The 16,003-nt window shown below is 71.1% G+C and carries 16 protein-coding genes; 5 read left to right on the forward strand and 11 right to left on the reverse strand.

Annotation, left to right across the window (positions count from 1 at the left end; all coding sequences use genetic code 11):
- Window positions 1-48 precede the first annotated feature (48 nt).
- Window positions 49-546, reverse strand: a complete 498-nt coding sequence (locus QNO21_RS11165; RefSeq protein WP_257517987.1) for a DUF427 domain-containing protein — start codon at window positions 544-546, stop codon at window positions 49-51.
- A 73-nt stretch (window positions 547-619) separates the two neighbouring features.
- Here QNO21_RS11165 and QNO21_RS11170 point away from each other — a divergent pair, with 73 nt between their 5' ends.
- The gene (locus QNO21_RS11170) at window positions 620-1,243 is read left to right on the forward strand and encodes an LON peptidase substrate-binding domain-containing protein (RefSeq protein ID WP_257515832.1); all 624 of its coding nucleotides are present in this window, start codon (window positions 620-622) and stop codon (window positions 1,241-1,243) included.
- Here the strand turns inward: QNO21_RS11170 and QNO21_RS11175 are convergent.
- The 7 genes from QNO21_RS11175 to QNO21_RS11205 form a co-directional block, all read right to left on the reverse strand.
- Entirely contained in the window at window positions 1,148-2,731 is a 1,584-nt protein-coding gene (locus QNO21_RS11175) for an HNH endonuclease signature motif containing protein (protein WP_257517988.1), read from the reverse strand. The genes QNO21_RS11170 and QNO21_RS11175 overlap by 96 nt on opposite strands.
- Window positions 2,732-2,836: 105 nt before the next feature.
- The gene (locus QNO21_RS11180) at window positions 2,837-3,577 is read right to left on the reverse strand and encodes an NUDIX hydrolase (protein WP_257517989.1); all 741 of its coding nucleotides are present in this window, start codon (window positions 3,575-3,577) and stop codon (window positions 2,837-2,839) included.
- Window positions 3,578-3,707: 130 nt separating this feature from the next.
- The gene (locus QNO21_RS11185) at window positions 3,708-4,685 is read right to left on the reverse strand and encodes a BadF/BadG/BcrA/BcrD ATPase family protein (RefSeq protein WP_257517990.1); all 978 of its coding nucleotides are present in this window, start codon (window positions 4,683-4,685) and stop codon (window positions 3,708-3,710) included.
- The gene (locus tag QNO21_RS11190) at window positions 4,682-5,578 is read right to left on the reverse strand and encodes a carbohydrate ABC transporter permease (protein ID WP_257517991.1); all 897 of its coding nucleotides are present in this window, start codon (window positions 5,576-5,578) and stop codon (window positions 4,682-4,684) included. The genes QNO21_RS11185 and QNO21_RS11190 overlap by 4 nt, the downstream gene beginning before the upstream one ends.
- A complete protein-coding gene (locus QNO21_RS11195) occupies window positions 5,578-6,531 on the reverse strand; it encodes a carbohydrate ABC transporter permease (RefSeq protein WP_257517992.1) in 954 nt (317 codons plus the stop codon). The genes QNO21_RS11190 and QNO21_RS11195 overlap by 1 nt, the downstream gene beginning before the upstream one ends.
- Window positions 6,532-6,589: 58 nt before the next feature.
- Complete coding sequence (locus QNO21_RS11200; RefSeq protein ID WP_257517993.1) at window positions 6,590-7,882, reverse strand: ABC transporter substrate-binding protein; 1,293 nt, start codon at window positions 7,880-7,882, stop codon at window positions 6,590-6,592.
- Between the two features lie 24 nt (window positions 7,883-7,906).
- Window positions 7,907-8,836, reverse strand: a complete 930-nt coding sequence (locus QNO21_RS11205; RefSeq protein ID WP_257517994.1) for an N-acetylmuramic acid 6-phosphate etherase — start codon at window positions 8,834-8,836, stop codon at window positions 7,907-7,909.
- A gap of 94 nt (window positions 8,837-8,930) precedes the next feature.
- On the opposite strand from QNO21_RS11205, the gene QNO21_RS11210 reads away from it, so the two are divergent.
- The 4 genes from QNO21_RS11210 to QNO21_RS11225 all read left to right on the forward strand — a co-directional run bounded on the left by QNO21_RS11210 (window position 8,931) and on the right by QNO21_RS11225 (window position 13,207).
- A complete protein-coding gene (locus QNO21_RS11210; protein WP_257517995.1) occupies window positions 8,931-9,998 on the forward strand; it encodes a serine hydrolase domain-containing protein in 1,068 nt (355 codons plus the stop codon).
- Window positions 9,995-10,876, forward strand: a complete 882-nt coding sequence (locus QNO21_RS11215) for a MurR/RpiR family transcriptional regulator (RefSeq protein WP_257517996.1) — start codon at window positions 9,995-9,997, stop codon at window positions 10,874-10,876. Before QNO21_RS11210 ends, QNO21_RS11215 begins: the two co-directional genes overlap by 4 nt.
- A 94-nt stretch (window positions 10,877-10,970) precedes the next feature.
- On the forward strand, window positions 10,971-12,017 hold the full coding sequence (locus QNO21_RS11220; protein WP_257517997.1) for a lactonase family protein: 1,047 nt from the start codon (window positions 10,971-10,973) through the stop codon (window positions 12,015-12,017).
- 269 nt (window positions 12,018-12,286) lie between these two features.
- Window positions 12,287-13,207 carry an aggregation-promoting factor C-terminal-like domain-containing protein gene (locus QNO21_RS11225; RefSeq protein ID WP_257517998.1) on the forward strand — a complete coding sequence of 307 codons (921 nt, stop codon included), beginning with the start codon at window positions 12,287-12,289 and terminating at the stop codon, window positions 13,205-13,207.
- A 21-nt stretch (window positions 13,208-13,228) separates the two neighbouring features.
- Here QNO21_RS11225 and QNO21_RS11230 read toward each other — a convergent pair whose 3' ends face one another.
- Genes QNO21_RS11230 through QNO21_RS11240 form a run of 3 tightly spaced genes read right to left on the reverse strand, consistent with a single transcriptional unit; the run spans window position 13,229 to window position 15,901 of the window.
- A complete protein-coding gene (locus tag QNO21_RS11230) occupies window positions 13,229-14,227 on the reverse strand; it encodes a transketolase family protein (protein WP_257517999.1) in 999 nt (332 codons plus the stop codon).
- A complete protein-coding gene (locus tag QNO21_RS11235; protein ID WP_257518000.1) occupies window positions 14,224-15,099 on the reverse strand; it encodes a transketolase in 876 nt (291 codons plus the stop codon). Before QNO21_RS11235 ends, QNO21_RS11230 begins: the two co-directional genes overlap by 4 nt.
- Before the next feature lie 31 nt (window positions 15,100-15,130).
- Complete coding sequence (locus QNO21_RS11240) at window positions 15,131-15,901, reverse strand: SDR family NAD(P)-dependent oxidoreductase (protein ID WP_257518001.1); 771 nt, start codon at window positions 15,899-15,901, stop codon at window positions 15,131-15,133.
- Window positions 15,902-16,003: the final 102 nt, after the last annotated feature.

Raw genomic sequence — 16,003 nt, forward strand, 5'->3', positions numbered from 1 at the left:
GGATCGGCACGGGTGCCGGCCCGGGGAGCCGGCACCCACACCCCCGGATCACCAGCCCATCGAGCCGGGCACGCCCTTGAACGGCCCACGCACCCACGAGGTCACCCAGCCTCCGTAAAAGCTGCCCGGCTGCGGCACCGCCGTCTCGCCGTCGACCGTGCACCGGTCCATCGGGCCGGCGTACACCGCGACCCGGTCGGTGAGCAGCTCGTAGCCCGGCGACGGGTCAGGGTAGTTCCACGCCGCGCGCGGGGCGACGCGGTCTCCGCCGCGCACGTCGAAGTACCCCGCCGCGCCCTTGAACTCGCAGTACGAGCTGCCGTCCGTGGGGACGAGGGAGCCCGGCGCGAACGCCGCGATCGGCAGGTAGTACACCGGCGGGTGGCTCGTCTCCAGCACCCGAACGACGTCGGTCGTGTCGACGATGCGTACGCCGCCGAAGTCGATCGTCACGGGGGTGTCGACGCGCTCGATGCGCGGCGGGCGCGGGTAGTCCCAGACCGATTCCTGGCCGGGGTCGACGGGATCGGGGCGGGGGTGGGTCATGGCCTCACTGTATGAATGCGGTGAGATGCGCCGCTAGGGCTCCCGCGGCGCGCACCGGTGGTTGACTGTCGCCATGACCGGCGTGCCGATGTTCCCGCTGGGCAGCGTGCTGCTCCCCTACACGCCGCTGCCGCTGCGCATCTTCGAGCCGCGCTACCTCACGATGATCGGGCGCCTGCTCGACGAGGAGGAGCCCCAGTTCGGCGTCGTGCTCATCGAGCGCGGTCCCGAGGCCGGCGGCGGCGAGCAGCGCAGCGGCATCGGCACGATCGCGCGCCTCGTGCGCGTGGCCCCCACCGCGACCGACCTGCAGGTGGTGGCCGTCGGCGCCGAGCGCATCACCGTCGACCGGTGGCTGCCCGATGACCCGTACCCGGTGGCGGAGGTGTCGCCCGTGCCGCCGCTGGAGTGGTCCGACGCGCTGACGCCGCTGCGCGACGAGGCCGAGAGCATCGTGCGGCGGGTGCTCGCGCGCGCCGCCGACGATGAGAACGTGCGGTGGGATGCCGAGACCGAGCTCTCCCCCGACCCCGTCGAGTCCTCGTGGCAGCTCGCCGCGATCGCCCCGCTGGGTGAGCTGGACCGCTTCACGCTGCTGCATTCAACGACGCTCGGCGGGCTGCTGCGGCAGATCATCGACCTGACCCTCGACATCGAGCCCCTGCTGACACGCCCACCCGCCGACGACCTCGGCTGATCTGTCCGGTCGCGGATGCGCCTCGGTCAACGCGGCGCGCCAGCCCGCGCGATCGGGGGGTGGGTCCCACGCCCACCGCACCGGCGACTTCGACCGCAGCACGATGGGTTCGCCGCCGGGCGGATGAAGAAGGAACGGTCCCCGCCCGTCGCGCGTGATCTTCCACCCCTGGTTGTGCAGGAGCAGATGATGGAACCGGCACAGCAGGATTCCGCGGTCGACGTCGGTGCGGCCCTGCTCCGCGCACCAGTGGTCGCTGTGGTGCGCTTCGCAGTACGAGGGTGGGCGGTCGCAGCCGGGCCACATGCATCCGCCGTCACGGGCGGCGAGGGCGAGCCGCTGCTTCGCCGTGGACAGTCGCTGCTCGCGCCCGACATCGAGCGGGTTCCCGGCGCCGTCGACGCTCACGAGCACCCTGGCGGTCTCGCACAGCGCCTTGTCGAGCACCGAACCCGGCAGTGCCGCACCCCCGTCCTCGACGCGCGCGACGCCCAGGAGACGCCCGAACGCGTCACGCGCGCCGACGGCATCCCGCACCGCTACCAGCCGCACACCGGGCTGACGCGCCCCGAACACGTCCTCGGCCGAGGCCAGAGCCCCCGCTCGAACGACGTCCATCATGAGGTCGTAGGTCAGCTGCTCGTTCGTGCGCCCATCGCGCACGAGTGAATCGGCGTCGGCCCGCTCGGCCTCGGTCATGAACCGCGGACCGCCTCGGCGCGGACGCAGTGCCGCACCGATGATCGAGTCGACCCACGCGAACATCTCGTCGTCGAAGTCGATGCGGGCGTGGTGTACGCCTTCGCCGTCCGTCCACATGCGCCAAGACCGTCCCTGGAACCGCCGCGCGAACCGGTCCTCGGCACCGGCGGGGTCCAGCGCGTCCCGCACTGCTCGCGCCCGCTTGACCACCTCTTCCACCGGGAGCCCCGGCACCTCGCCCATGAGCTGCTCTGCGGCGACGGCCCAGACCGCTTTCGCGTCGTCCGAGTCCGGCGGTTCGCCGAGCCCTCGGCGGATCGCGTCGTGCTGCGCGGTGGTCACCACCCCCGCGAGCATGGCCTGGCGCAGGTCGGCATGCCACGGTGCGATCGCGGCGTGCGGCGTCCGCTCGTCCTCGCCGCCGTCACCGGTGGAGCCCGCACCGCACGCGTCGTCGAGCAGCGACGCGCCCACGCGCACCGCCCGCGTCGCATCCGCGCGCGACCCGCCCGTGATCTCCTGGATGAGGGCGACCGGCGACCGATGGCCGCGTGTGCCGGCCAGCCCGCCGTGCGGCGCGGCGGACCGCTCGGCGATGACCGCGGCCGTGACGACCGTCAGCCGCTCGAGGCAGCCCATGACGGCGGCGGCCTCTTCGAACACGGCCAGCACGTCGTCATCGGACAGAGCGCGCACCGCCGCCAACAGCTCACCGGGCACGACGTCGAGGTCGCGGTGGCCGCTGACAGCCTGCGCTCTCGTCGCAAACTCGGTGAGGAAGGTCATGCCCTCATCATGCCGCCACCGTCGGACATTTGTTCGATAGTGGCCGGTAAGCTGTGCATGGGTCGGGCGACCCCCGAGCCGGGGAGGGAACCCGCCCCTACTGCCTCACCGCGGCGGGCGCTCCAGCGGCAACTCGCGCGTGGCATCCCACGGCTCGGTCCATCCGAGGCGGTCGAACAGCACGTCGAGCACCATCGCCGTGAACCCCCACACGAGGTGCGCCTCGGGACCCTGACCGACGTGGAAGGCGGGCCCGCGCATCGTGCGCGCGCCGTCGCGCAGCACCGTGACGCCGCGGTTGGCCGGGCTCAGCAGGTCGGCCACGGGCGCGCGGAAGACAGCTGCGGACTCGCCTTCGTCGACGACGTGCACGGGCGACGGATGCCGCCACCACCCGAGCACCGGGGTGACGAGGTGTCGCGAGAATGCCAGCGGAATGGTCTCGAGCGCGCCGAGCACCTCGACCCCGGCCGGGTCGACGCCCGTCTCCTCCTGTGCCTCGCGCAGGGCCGCGGCGACAGGCCCGTCGTCCTCAGGATCGACCCGGCCGCCGGGGAACGCGACCTGCCCGGGGTGTGACCGCAGGGTCGCCGCCCGAGCGAGCAGCAGCACGTCGAGGTCGCGCGAGACCGCGGTGTCGGCGGCGGCGCGCTCGCTGGGCGTGGCATCCAGCACACCGAAGAGGATGAGCACCGCCGCGGGCCGTGATCCGGGTGCGACGGGGAGATCGATGAGCGGCCCGAACGACGGCACGACGGTCGGCTCGCTGCGCCGACGACGCTCCACGTCAGCGGCGAGCGCGGCCAGCTGTGCGCGCGCGGTGTGAGGGGCGTCCGGAACAGGCATCGCTTCAGGCTACGCCGCCGACGGATGCCGGCGCGTCAGCAGCCCCTCCCCCCACCCCCGGTCGCTGAGCGAGCGAGCGAAGCGAGACGAAGCGCCCCCACCGACCGGGCCGAGGGCGGGACGGAGCCCCCTAGTCCGTCCCGCCCCCGACCCAGACATACGGCGCGTGCGTAGCGATCGCACCCGCCCGCGCGCGCTGAGCCAACAACAGCGCGCCGTCCAGCGGGTCTCCGACAGCCGGCTGCACCCGAGCGTCGGGACGCAGCTCCGCGACCGTCTGCTCGAACGCCTGCGCCAGCAGGCCCCCGGCACGGAACACTCCCCCGGTGGTCGCGATCACCGCAGGCAGCGACCCCTCGAGCGCGGCGACGCCGCTGCGCGCGGCCTCCCGCCCCGCCTCTGCCGCGATCGCCGCTGCCGAAGCGTCACCGGCGGCTGCCAGTGCCAGCACATCGGCAGCGAAGGATGCCAGCACGCCGGCGCGATCCGGCCGGGTGTACAGCTGCGACGGCCAGGTGACCGGATCACCGAGTCGCTCCCGGGCCGCCCGCAGCAGTTCGGAGCCTGCGGCATCCACTCCGTCATAGGCGCGCATCGCCGCGATGAGTCCCTGCAGGCCGACCCAGGCGCCGGCGCCGCGGTCGCCCAGCAGGTGCCCCCACCCGTCCACCCGCCGCCAGACGTCGCGGCCGTCCGTGCCGAAGGCGATCGCACCGGTCCCGAGCGCCACGATCGCCCCGGCTTCGCCGCCCAGCGCGCCCAGATGCGCGGTCACGGCATCCACGGCCACGGCCACCGCCACCGGCCGCCCGGTCAGCTCACGAAGCTGGGCCGACAGGGCTGCGGCGAACCGCTCCGGCTCGGCGACCAGGGTCGCCAGACCCGTCGCGCCCACCCCGACGCCGCCGAGTTCCGCGACGACCTCCGGCCACTCCTGCGCAGCCCGCGCCACCAGCGACGTCACGGCGCCCGGCACCGTGCTGCCCCCATCCGTCACGCCGATGCGCTCTCCCGAGAACTCGAGACGCTCCCCCGAGGGCGCACCCTCGAGGCGCAACCCGACCCGGCTCCCCGAACCGCCGATGTCGAGCCCGAGCAACGACGTCACTTGCTCATGCCCGCGGTCAGGCCCGACACGATCTGCTTGGTGGCGAAGAGGAAGAGCACGACGAGCGGAATCGTCGCCAGCGTCAGCCCCGCGAAGAGGGTCGCCCAGTCGGTCTGGTACTCACCGAAGAACCGGGTGATGCCTACCGGCAGCGTGTACGCGTCACGGTCGCGGATGAGGATCAGCGGGTAGAAGAAGTCGTTCCATACCGGCACGAATCGGAAGACGATGACCGTGGCGATCGCGGGTTTGACCAGCGGCAGGTGGACCCGCCAGAAGGTTGCGAAGGGTCCGGCCCCGTCCAACCGGGCAGCCTCGTCGAGCTCGATCGGCAGCTGCCGGAAGAACGCCGCCAGCACGAAGGTCGAAAAAGGGATGCCGAGAGCGGCATACACCAGGATGAGGCCCCACAGGTTGGAGATCATGCCGACCGAGTCGAGCAGGAAGAACAGCGGCAGGATCGCCAGGTACACCGGCAGCATGAGGCCCGAGAGGAACAGTCCCTCGAGCGTGGTGAAGATGCGCGACCGCGTGCGCGCGAAGGCGTACGCGGCCAGCAGGGACACGGCGGTGGACAGGACGACCGATGCCACGGTGACGAAGATGGAGTTGAAGAAGTAGGTGTCGAACGACGCCGTCACCCACGCCTTCTGGTAGCTGGTGAAGTTCGGCGGCAGCGGCAGGCCGAGGGGGTGCTGGGCCATGTCCTGCGTCGTACGCAGGGAGTTGGACACCATGAGCAGCAGCGGCGCGATCGAGATCGCGGCGTACAGCCACAGGAACGTGCTGGCGGCGAACCCGCCCGCCGTGGCGCGGGGGCGGTTGCGGGGCGCCTCCCCGGCGGCGGATGCCGCGCGCCGCGAGCGTGTCGTGGGGGTGAGCGTGGCGGTCATCAGAAGAGCTTCCGTTCTGCCCGGCGCAGCATGACGGTGAAGGCCACCGCGATGCCGAAGATGAAGAGGAACAGCAGGGTCGCGATCGCCGAACTCGTGCCGATCGCGTTCGACGACCCCGACTCGAAGGCGGTGCGGTAGAACAGCAGGCTCAGCACGTCGGTGGCGCCGGCGGGGTTGCCCTGCGAACCGCCCAGGGCGTACGGGATCGGGAAGGCCTCCATCGCGCCGATGAAGGTCAGCACGCTCACGGTGCCGATCGCGGGGATCATCAGCGGCAGCGTGACGGAGCGGAACCGCTGCCACGACGTCGCGCCGTCGAGCGACGCGGCCTCATCGAGCTCCTGCGGGATTCCGCCGAGCGCTGCGCCGTACAGCAGCACCGGGAACCCGATCCACTGCCAAGCGGTCACGAACACGACCACCCAGATCGCCGTCTGCGGGTTGCCCAGCCACGGCTGTGCGAACTGCTCGAGCCCCACCGCGCGCAGCACCGCGTTGACCGGACCGAACAGCGGCGACAGCATGAGCGACCAGAGGTAGCCGATCACCAGCGGCGAGACCAGGTAGGGCAGCGTGTACATCGTCTGGAAGAACCGCTTGAGCCGGCCCATCCGGTGCAGCAGCACCGCGAGACCCAGCCCGACGGTGTTCTGGAACACCATCGCCCCGAAGAACAGCATCAGGTTGTGGACGAAGGCGTTGGGGATGTCGGTGCTGTAAGGCAGCTTGGTGAACAGCGTGACGTAGTTGTCGACCCCGGCGAAGTCGCCGCGGACGATGCCCGTCCACGAGAAGAACGAGTAGCTGAGCGCGGTGAACAGCGGATAGGCGATGAACACCGCGAACAGCACGAGCGCGGGGAGGACGAAGACCATGCCCGCCCGGCGGGACAGGGTCACGCCGGTGGTGACGCGCTTGCGGCGCGCCTTCGGCAGGGCGATGGCGGACATGGTCTTCGTCACTCCTCGTTGAATGGATGCCGTCAGCTGACGACGTCGGGGGCGCGGGTCACTGCCCGGGCGTGAACCACTGCGAGATGCCTGCCTGCAGGTTGGCCGCCGCACCCGCGGCATCCACCTCGCCGAGGAACATCCGCTGGATCTCGGTGCCGAGCACGGCGGTTCCGAGCGGCTCGCCATAACGGAAGTTCACCAGCAGCAGGTACGGGGCCTGGCTGGCTTCGTAGTTGTCCCACGCCTCCTGCATGACCTCGTCGGAATAGGTGACTCCGGGGATCGCCGAGAACTGGTTCAGCTCGTCGGCGACGAGCTGGCCGAACTCGGGGGTTGCCAGCCAGTTGAGCAGCGTGAACGCGGCGTCCTTGTTCTTCGACTTGGCGTTGATCGCGAAGTTGCCGTCGGCGTAACCGGGCGAGACGGGCTGGTCGAGCACGGCGTCCTCGGGGAGCGGCACCTGGTACGAGCCGAACTCGAGGTCGGGCGCCTGGTTGCGGAACGTCGCGATCTCGAACGAGCCGCCGGGGAACTGCGCAGCCTGACCCGAGGTGAACTGGATCTGGCTGTCGGTGTAGCCGACACCCACGACGTCGGGCGTGAGGTACGGCTGCACCTCCGAGATGATCTCGAGCGACGCGACGTAGTCGGGGTCGGTGAAGTCGGTCTCGCCGGCGAGCACCTTCTGCTCGAAGTCCGACCCGCCGTAGCGGGCGCTTCCCATGACATCGGCGAACATCGGCAGCACCCAGTCGTCCTTGGCGCCCAGGGCCATCGGCGTGATGCCTGCGGACTTCAGCGCCTCGTTGACCTCGATGAACTCATCCCACGTCGTGGGCACCTCGAGCCCGTTGTCGTCGAAGATCTGCTTGTTGTAGAACATCTGCAGCGTCTGCGTCGCCAGCGGCACGGCGTAGATCTTTCCGTCGTCCTTGCCCTTCGCGCCGGCGATGACGCTCTCGGCGATGGCGTCGAGTCCCTCGACCTCGCCGTCGATGGGCTCGAGCTGGCCGGCCTCGATGTTCGGCTGCAACTGCCCGTAGGCGCGCACCATCGGCACGTCAGGTCCGTCGCTGCCGGCGAGCCCGGTGGTGAGGATCTGGTTGTACTCGGTGTTCTGGAACGCCTCGAACTCCACGGTGATGCCGGGATTCTGCTCCTCGAACACGTCGAAGATGGTGTTGTAGGCCTCGACGTCCTCGGTGCGCCACGACCAGACGGTGAGCGTGACGTCCTCTTCGGTCGCCGCGGTGTCGTCGTCGCCGCTGTTCGCGCTTGGCGCGCAGGCGCTGAGCACGAGCGCGGACCCCGCCACGAGCGCGGCGGTGGTGAGGAAGCGTGTCCTCATGGGGTTCTCCTTCGGTGTGGGTGATCAGGTCGGGTACGACTCGGTGGTGCGCGGGGCTGCGTCGGCGAGCGCGGCGCGCACGGACCCGTCGTTGCCGGTGAGCAGGGCACGGGCATCGGTGGGCGCCACGTCGGCGAGCGCGGCGACGATCGCGGTCTTCAGCTCGCCGTCGGCGGCGGCGAGCACGTCGCGCGCGGCCTGCTCGTCGAGACCGGCTGCCTGCTGCAGAATGCGCACGGTCCGAAGTCGCAGCTTGGCGTTGGTGGCCACGACCGACACCATGAGGTTCGACCACGTCCGCCCGACGGCGACCATGAGCGCGGTGGAGAAGCCGTTGAGCACGAGCTTCTCGGCCGTGGCGGCCTTCAGTCGCGTGGAGCCGGTGAGCACCTCCGGTCCGGTGTCGACGACGATGTTCGCGTCGGCGAGCGGCGCCAGGGCGGCCTGCGGGTTGCTGGAGACGAGCACGGTGTAGGCGCCGCCGTCGCGCGCGGCGGCGAGTGCGCCGCCGACGTAAGGGGTGTTGCCGCTCGCGGCCAGGCCGATGGCGACGTCGTCGGGGCCGAGGCCCGCGGCGTCGGCACGGCCGGCGGCCTCGGAGTCCTCGGCATCCTCCACCGCCTTCACGAGCGCCGCCGGTCCCCCGGCGATGTGGCCGATGACCCGTTCCGGCTCGAGGTTGAACGTGGGCAGCAGTTCCGCGGCATCCAGCACGCCCAGGCGCCCCGACGTGCCCGCGCCGAAGTAGTGCACTGTGCCGCCGCGGCGGAACCGCTCGGCGGCGACGTCGACCACCTCGGCCAGCTGCGGCAGGATCGCCTCGACCGCGTCGACAGCCACCCGGTCCTGCGCGTTGAGCAGGCGCAGCACCTCGAGACTGGCCAGGGCGTCGAGGTGGGTCGACGCGTCGAGGCGCAGCTCGGTGGGAGGCAGCGGAAGGGGGTGCACAGGCATCGGCCGGACTCGTCCTAACACGTCATCGGGTGGTCGAGAACCCAGTATGGACAAAACTGTCGCCCTTGCAAAGGTTCTCGGTTATTTTTTTCATGTGCGTAACGAGAACGACATCGATGCGGTCCTCCGGGCGGGCCTCGACGACGGCGTCTTCCCTGCCGCCGCACTGCTCATCGCCATCGACGGCGAGGTGGTGGCCGAGCACGCCGTCGGCCGCACCCGCGCGTGGGACGCGGAGGGCGCCCCGGCCGCCGAGGCGTGGCCAGAAGCGGATGCCGCGACCCGTTTCGACCTCGCTTCGATCACCAAGCTCGTGACCGCGGCGACGCTGCTGACGCTGCTGCACGAGCGCGGCGGCGACGCGTCGCTGCCCGTGGCTCAGGTGCTGCCGGAATTCGCAGAGCCTTCGCTGCAGAACGTCACCGTGGCGCACCTGCTCAGTCACACCGCGGGGTTCCCGCCCGAATGGCACGACCGCTCCCCCGACCCCGGCGCGGCGCGGTTCCGGACCGGGGCGCGGCGCGTCGACGCCCCGGGCGCGCACCGGTACTCGTGCGTCGGGTACATCTGGGCGGGGTTGGCCGCCGAGGCGCTGGGGGGCGCCTCGCTCGACGTGCTGGCCGAGCGGTGCGTGCTCGCGCCGCTGGGGATGCGCGAATCGGGATTCCGGCCGCCCGCGGTGCTGCGCGACCGCGTCGCGGCGACCGAGTTCCAGACCGACCCGGCGCGCGGCATGGTGCAGGGCGAGGTGCACGACGAGACCGCCTGGGCGCTCGGCGGGGTGGCCGGCAACGCGGGCCTCTTCGGCACCGCGCGCGACCTGCTGCGCCTCGCCGAGGCGCTGCGCCTGCCGCCCGGTGACAGTGCGCTGCCGGCATCCGTCGCGCGGGCGATGACCACACCGGTCGCCGTCGCCGACGACGGGTACGGGCAGGCGCTCGGGCCGCGCATCGACGAGACGTGGACGGGTGGACTGCGGCGGCCCACCGTGAGCCACACCGGCTTCACGGGCACCGCCGTCGCGACCGAGCCGCGGGGGCGGCGGTCGGTAGTGTTCTTGACCAACCGGGTGCATCCGCAGCGCACCTCGGCCGAGCCGATCCAGGCGATGCGTCGCCGGGTCACCGATGCCGCCGCGGCGGCCTGGGGAGACCACCGATGACCGACGTCTTCGTCTCACTGCGTCAGCACATGCCGTCGCTGTCCAAGGCCGAACGGCGCATCGCCGACGTCGTGCTCGACCAGCCGTCGGTGGTGGTCGAGTCGTCGATCACGCGGCTGGCCGAGCTCGCCGACACGTCGCCCGCGTCGGTGGCGCGGTTCTGCCGGGCGGTCGGATTCGGCGGGTACAAGGACTTCCGCATCGCGATCGCGGCGGCCCACAGTCGCGAGCAGGCCGCGCGCGAGCTGTTCCGCGTCGACGACGCCGACATCGACGCGACCGATTCGGCGCTCGACGTGGTGACGAAGGTGGCCTACGAAGAGGCGCGCGCGATCGAGGAGACCGCGCGCAGCCTCGACCTCGAGGCGCTGGATGCCGTCGTCGCCGCAATCAGGGGCGCGCACCGCATCGACGCATTCGGGGCCGGGTCGAGCGGGCTGACGGCACAAGACCTGCAGCTGAAGCTGCACCGCATCGGCGTGCCGACGTTCTGCTGGTCCGACGCGCACCTCGCCCTGACGTCGTTCGCCCTGACCGGGCCGGGCGGGGTGGCGGTGGCGATCTCGCACTCCGGGCAGACGCTCGAAGCCAACCAGGTGCTGGCGCTCGCGCGCGAGCGCGGCGCCACGACGGTGGCGATCACGAACTACCCCGACTCCCCCATCGCCGACGTCGCCGACCATCTGCTGGTGACGAGCGCGCGGGAATCGCGCTACCGCACCGGGGCGATGTCGAGCCGGCTGGCGCAGATGGCGATCGTCGACTTCGTGGTGGTGCGGCTGCTGCAGGGCGAGATCGACCGCGCCGGCGAGCTGCTGCGCCGCACGTACGACGCCGTGCAGGGGCATCGGCTCGACGGCGGCACGCCCGGTCACTGAGCCCGGTCGTTGAGCGGGCGAAGCGAGACGAAACGCCCGCGCAGCCCCGCGCAACCTCTCCACCGCAATCCACCCGGCCTCCTACGATCGACACATGACCGACTCGACCGACACGCGCCTCGTCCTCGTCGCCAACGCCGGTGACGGCTCCATCAGCACGTTCCGGCTCGCCGACGGCGAGCTCGAGCGCCTCGCCGTCACCGGCGGGCTGACGGGCTGCTCCACCTTCGCCGTCGACGCCGAGCGCGACCTCGTCTATGCGGCGGTCAAGGGCGATGCCGAGGGCGAATCCGCCGGCATCCTGACTCTCTCGCTCGACCGCGAAACCGGTCAGCTCGCCCCGCGCTCGCGCCGCGACGTGCCGGGCAGCATGAACTACGTCGCGCTCACCCGCGGCGGCACCGGCCTGCTCGCCGCGTCATACAGCGGCGGGCTCGGCATCACCTGCACGATCGCTGACGGTGTGGTGGGTGAACCGGTGTCGCGCATCGCGTTCCCGAACCTGCACTCGGTGCTCCCCAGCGCCGACGGCCGCTTCGCGTACTTCGTCTCGCTCGGCGCAGATCTCGTCGCGCAGTACGCGCTGGCCGACGACCTGGCCCTCGTGCCGCTCGAGCCCGAGACGGTGCCCGCTCCCGCCGGCAGCGGGCCGCGTCACCTGGTGCTCAACGACGCGCAGGATGCCGTGTACGTCCTCACCGAGTTCTCCGGCGAGGTGTTGCACTACGCGCGCGACACCGAGACGGGCGCGCTGACGCTGCAGGATGCCACGACCGCGTACGACACCACCAAGGGCCTCGGCCACAGCGAGTTCGGCGCCGACCCGATGGCGAACCACTACATCTGGGGCGCCGATCTGCACTTCTCCGACGGCGGGCGGCGGCTATGGTGCTCGGAGCGCACCGAGAGCACGCTGGGCGCGGTTTCCGTCGCCGCCGACGGGTCGGTGTCGGCGCCTGAGCGGTTCACCGTGACCGAGCCGCAGCCGCGCGGATTCGACGTCAGCCCCGACGGCGCGTACCTCGTGGCGGCGGGCGAGCGCTCGACGACCGTGTCCCTGTACACGATCGACGGCGACGATCTCAACCTGCGACACCGCGCAGAAACCGGCATCGGCGCCAACTGGGTGCGGTTCGCCTAGATCGCTGTGAGCGACCGGCGAAAGCGGGGTCTGACCACGCGTTTTCGCCGCTCGACTCCCAGGTAACGTTCAGGTAACGCACCGGAACCGTCCAGAAAAGGCAACCAAACTCGGGCACTTGTATCCGCCCGAACGGATTGCGATGCGCCACAACCGGCGCGCCCTCGACATACGGAACCGGTTTTCTCTTGCTTTCAGACCCGACTGTCCAGCACTCCCGCCGCACCAACCGCCAGACCGAACGCCGCTCGCGACGTCGCCCAATTCTGGTGGCGGCGACGCTTGTGGTCGGCCTCGCAGCCGCCGCGTGTTCCACGGGAACGCCCGTATCCACCGCCCAGGCGCTGAGCGCCACCGCGCCGACCTTCGTCCTCGCATCGTCGATCACGCCGCTGCACCCCGACGCCCCCGAGGCGTCGACGCCCAGCGACGTCGTCTCGGCCGCCGATGAGGCCATCGCGGTCGCCCAGGTCGCCATGACGCACTCGCAGACCGTGGCCGCGGACATCGCGGCATCGGGACTCGACATCGGCTCGCCCGTCACCTCTGTCGACACCGCAGCACTGCAGTCCGAGGTCGAAGAGCTGCAGCGCGCACAGGCGCTCGAGTTCGCCGACCTCGAGGATGCCATCGACGACGTGCATGCCGAGGCAGCCGAGGTCACCGAGGCGGCCGCCGGCCTGCGCGGGCGGCTCGACGCGGCCATCGCCGCCGAGGCCGAGCGCGTCGCCGCAGAGAAGGCCCGCCTCGAGGCCGAAGCGGCCGCGGCCGCCGCTGCAGCAGCCGCCGCCGCGGAAGCGCAGTCGGCCCGGCCGACTTCGTCGGGTTCGACCGCCGCCGCCCCCACCCCGAACTATGCGACCGGCGGCGCCGTGGGCGGCACGAGCCCCGCTGACGCGCAGGCGACGGCGCGCGGAATGCTCGCCGGCTACGGCTGGGGCGAGGACCAGTTCGGATGCCTCGTGTCGCTGTGGAACAAGGAGTCGGGCTGGAACTACCAGGCGCACAACCGCTCGAGCGGCGCCTTCGGCATTCCTCAGGCCCTTCCCGGCAGCAAGATGGCCAGCGCCGGCGCCGACTGGCAGACCAACCCCGCCACGCAGATCGCCTGGGGCCTCGGCTACATCTCGGGTCGCTACGGCTCGCCGTGCGGCGCGTGGGGTCACTCGCAGTCGGTCGGCTGGTACTGAGCGAGGCCTGACACCCCGCCCCTACCCCGCCGCGCGCAGCTCCCCGCGCACCCGCGCGACGATGGCATCCGTCGACAGTCCGTAGCGCTCGTGCAGGGTCGGCAGGGCGCCGGCATCGAGGAACCGGTCGGGCAGCGCCACGGGCACCACCCGGCGCACGACGCCACGACGCACCAACGCGGACGCCACCGTCTCGAACAGGCCGCCGACGACCGTGTGGTTCTCCAGGGTCACCGCGAGACGGGGCGTGTCGAGCTCGCGCACGACGGTGTCCTCGTCGAAGGGCTTGATGGTGGGCGCGTGCACGACCGCGACATCGATCCTGTCGGCCGCGAGCCGCTCGGCGGCCTGCAGCGCGCGCATGGTCATGAGCCCGCTCGAGACGAAGACGACGTCGGCTCCGGGGCGCAGGACCTTGGCCTTACCCAGCTCGAACGTGTAGTCGTACTCATCGAGCACCGTGGGCACGCTGCCTCGCAGCAGCCGCAGATAAGTGGGACCGGGCGCGGCCGCCAGCTGCGGCACGGCCTGCTCGATGTCGACGGAGTCGCACGGGTCGACGATCGTGAGGTTCGGCATGCCCCGGAAGATCGCCATGTCCTCGGTCGCCTGGTGACTGGGCCCGTACCCGGTCGTGAGGCCAGGGAGCCCGCCGACGACGTTGACGTTGAGGTTCGGCTCGGCGATGTCGAGGCAGATGAAGTCGTACGCCCGTCGGCTCGCGAAGACCGAGTAGGTGGAGGCGAAGGGCACGAGGCCCACCTCGGCCATGCCCGCCGCCGCCCCGAAGAGCAGCTGCTCGGCCATCCCCATCTGGAAGAAGCGCTCGGGGTGAGCCTGGCGGAAGATGTGCATGTCGGTGTACTTGGCCAGATCCGCGCTGAGTCCGACGACACGCTCGTCGCTGTCGCCGAGCCGTGCGAGCGCGTGCCCGAACGGAGTCGGGGCGGTCTTCTGACCCGCATCGGCGAACGAGGCGATCATCGCCGACGTCTTCAGCCTGGGTGCTGTGGTGCTCATCGTGATGCTCCCTTGAATCCGGTGATCAGCTGTTCGCGGCAGATCGGCCATTCGTGCTCGTCGATCCGCATGAAGTGGTTCTTCTCGCGCTGCTCCAGCAGCGGTACGCCGCGCCCGACCGTCGTGTCGCACACGATCACGTGGGGCGCCCCGGTGGCCTGCCGCCCACCGATGGCGTCGAAGGCGTCGAGGAGCGCCTGGGGGTCGTTGCCGTCCACCCGCTGGGTGTGCCAGCCGAACGACCCCCACTTCGCCTCGACGGGCTCGATACTCAAGACGGATGCCGTCGGCCCGTCGGCCTGCAGCGCGTTCATATCGACGAGCGCGACGAGGTTGCCCAGCTGATGGGATGCCGCCGCCATCGCGGCCTCCCACGTCGAGCCCTCGTTGAGTTCCCCGTCGGAGAGGAAGTTGATGACGCGCGCGTCACTGCCCTGGTGCCGCAGCCCCAGGGTCATTCCCACGGCGACGGTGAGGCCGTGCCCCAGGGAGCCCCCGGAGATCTCCATGCCAGGGGTGTAGCTGGCCATGCCCGACATCGGCAGCCGGGAATCATCCGATCCGTAGGTGTCCAGCTCCTCCACGGGCACGATGCCGGCTTCGGCGAGCGCGGCGTACAACCCGATGGCGTAATGCCCGGTGGACAGCAGCAGGCGGTCCCGCCCCGCCCAGCGGGGGTCGCCGGGGCGATGGCGCAGCTGGTCGATGTAGACCGCGGCGAAGATGTCGGCGGCACCGAGCGCCTGCCCGACATACCCCTGCCCCTGCACCTCCCCCATGTGCAGGGCGTTGAGCCTGATGCGTTGTGCGGCTTCGCGCACACGCTGCGTGCGCTGGGCCACGTCTGCGGATGCTGCGGTGGTCGTGGTCACGTTCCACTCCTTCGTGTCGTGCGGCAGCGGCTCAGTGAAGGTGCGAGCCGCCGTTGATGTCGATGGTGGTTCCCTGCAGGTATCCGGCGGCGTCGCTGGAGAGGAAGACGAAGATGGCGGCGACCTCCTCAGGGGTCGCGGTGCGACCGACCGGGATGCCCCGCGCGATCGCCGCTTCCTGCTCCGACGAGCTGCCGACGCGGATGTTGGTGTCGACGGCGCCCGGGGCCACCGCGTTGACCGTCACGCCGCTTGGCCCGATCTCGCGGGCGAGTGCCTTGGTGAAGCCGAGGATCGCGGCCTTGGCCGCCGAGTACGGCACTTTGCCGAAGACACCGCCACCACGCTGGGCCGATACCGACGACATGTTGACGATCCGTCCGAAGCCCTGCTCGAGCATGCCGGGCAGAAACGCCTTGGTCACGAGGTAGGTGCCGGTGGCGTTGACCGCCATGACGGTGTTCCACAGCTGAAGCGTCGTCTCGAGGAAGGGCACCGGCGAAGTGATGCCGGCGATGTTCGCCAGAGCGCCTACCGGAGGCAGCACCCCCGCTGCGACCTGCCCGGAGACGGCGGCGTGGGCGCGGGCGACCGATGCCTCGTCGGCGACGTCGATGGTCCCACCGAATGCCGGCACCCCGATGTCGATGCCGATCGACTCGGCGACCTCTGCGGCAAGTTCGCCGTTGAGGTCGAGCAGGGCGACCGCCCAGCCGGCATCCGCATATGCCCGGGCCACGGCCCGACCGATCCCCCGATCCGCTGCGGCCCCCGTGATCACCGCAGTACGTCTGCTGGTCATGTTCCCCGTCCTTTCCCGCGACATCGCGGTGGGTCCATGGAAACACAGTACCGCCGACAGTACAACTGTCCGACTGTTGACAATGACGGGAAGGTGCTCGCA

The organism is Microbacterium sp. zg-Y818 (assembly GCF_030246905.1).
In the GTDB taxonomy this organism is placed as follows: Bacteria; Actinomycetota; Actinomycetes; order Actinomycetales; family Microbacteriaceae; genus Microbacterium.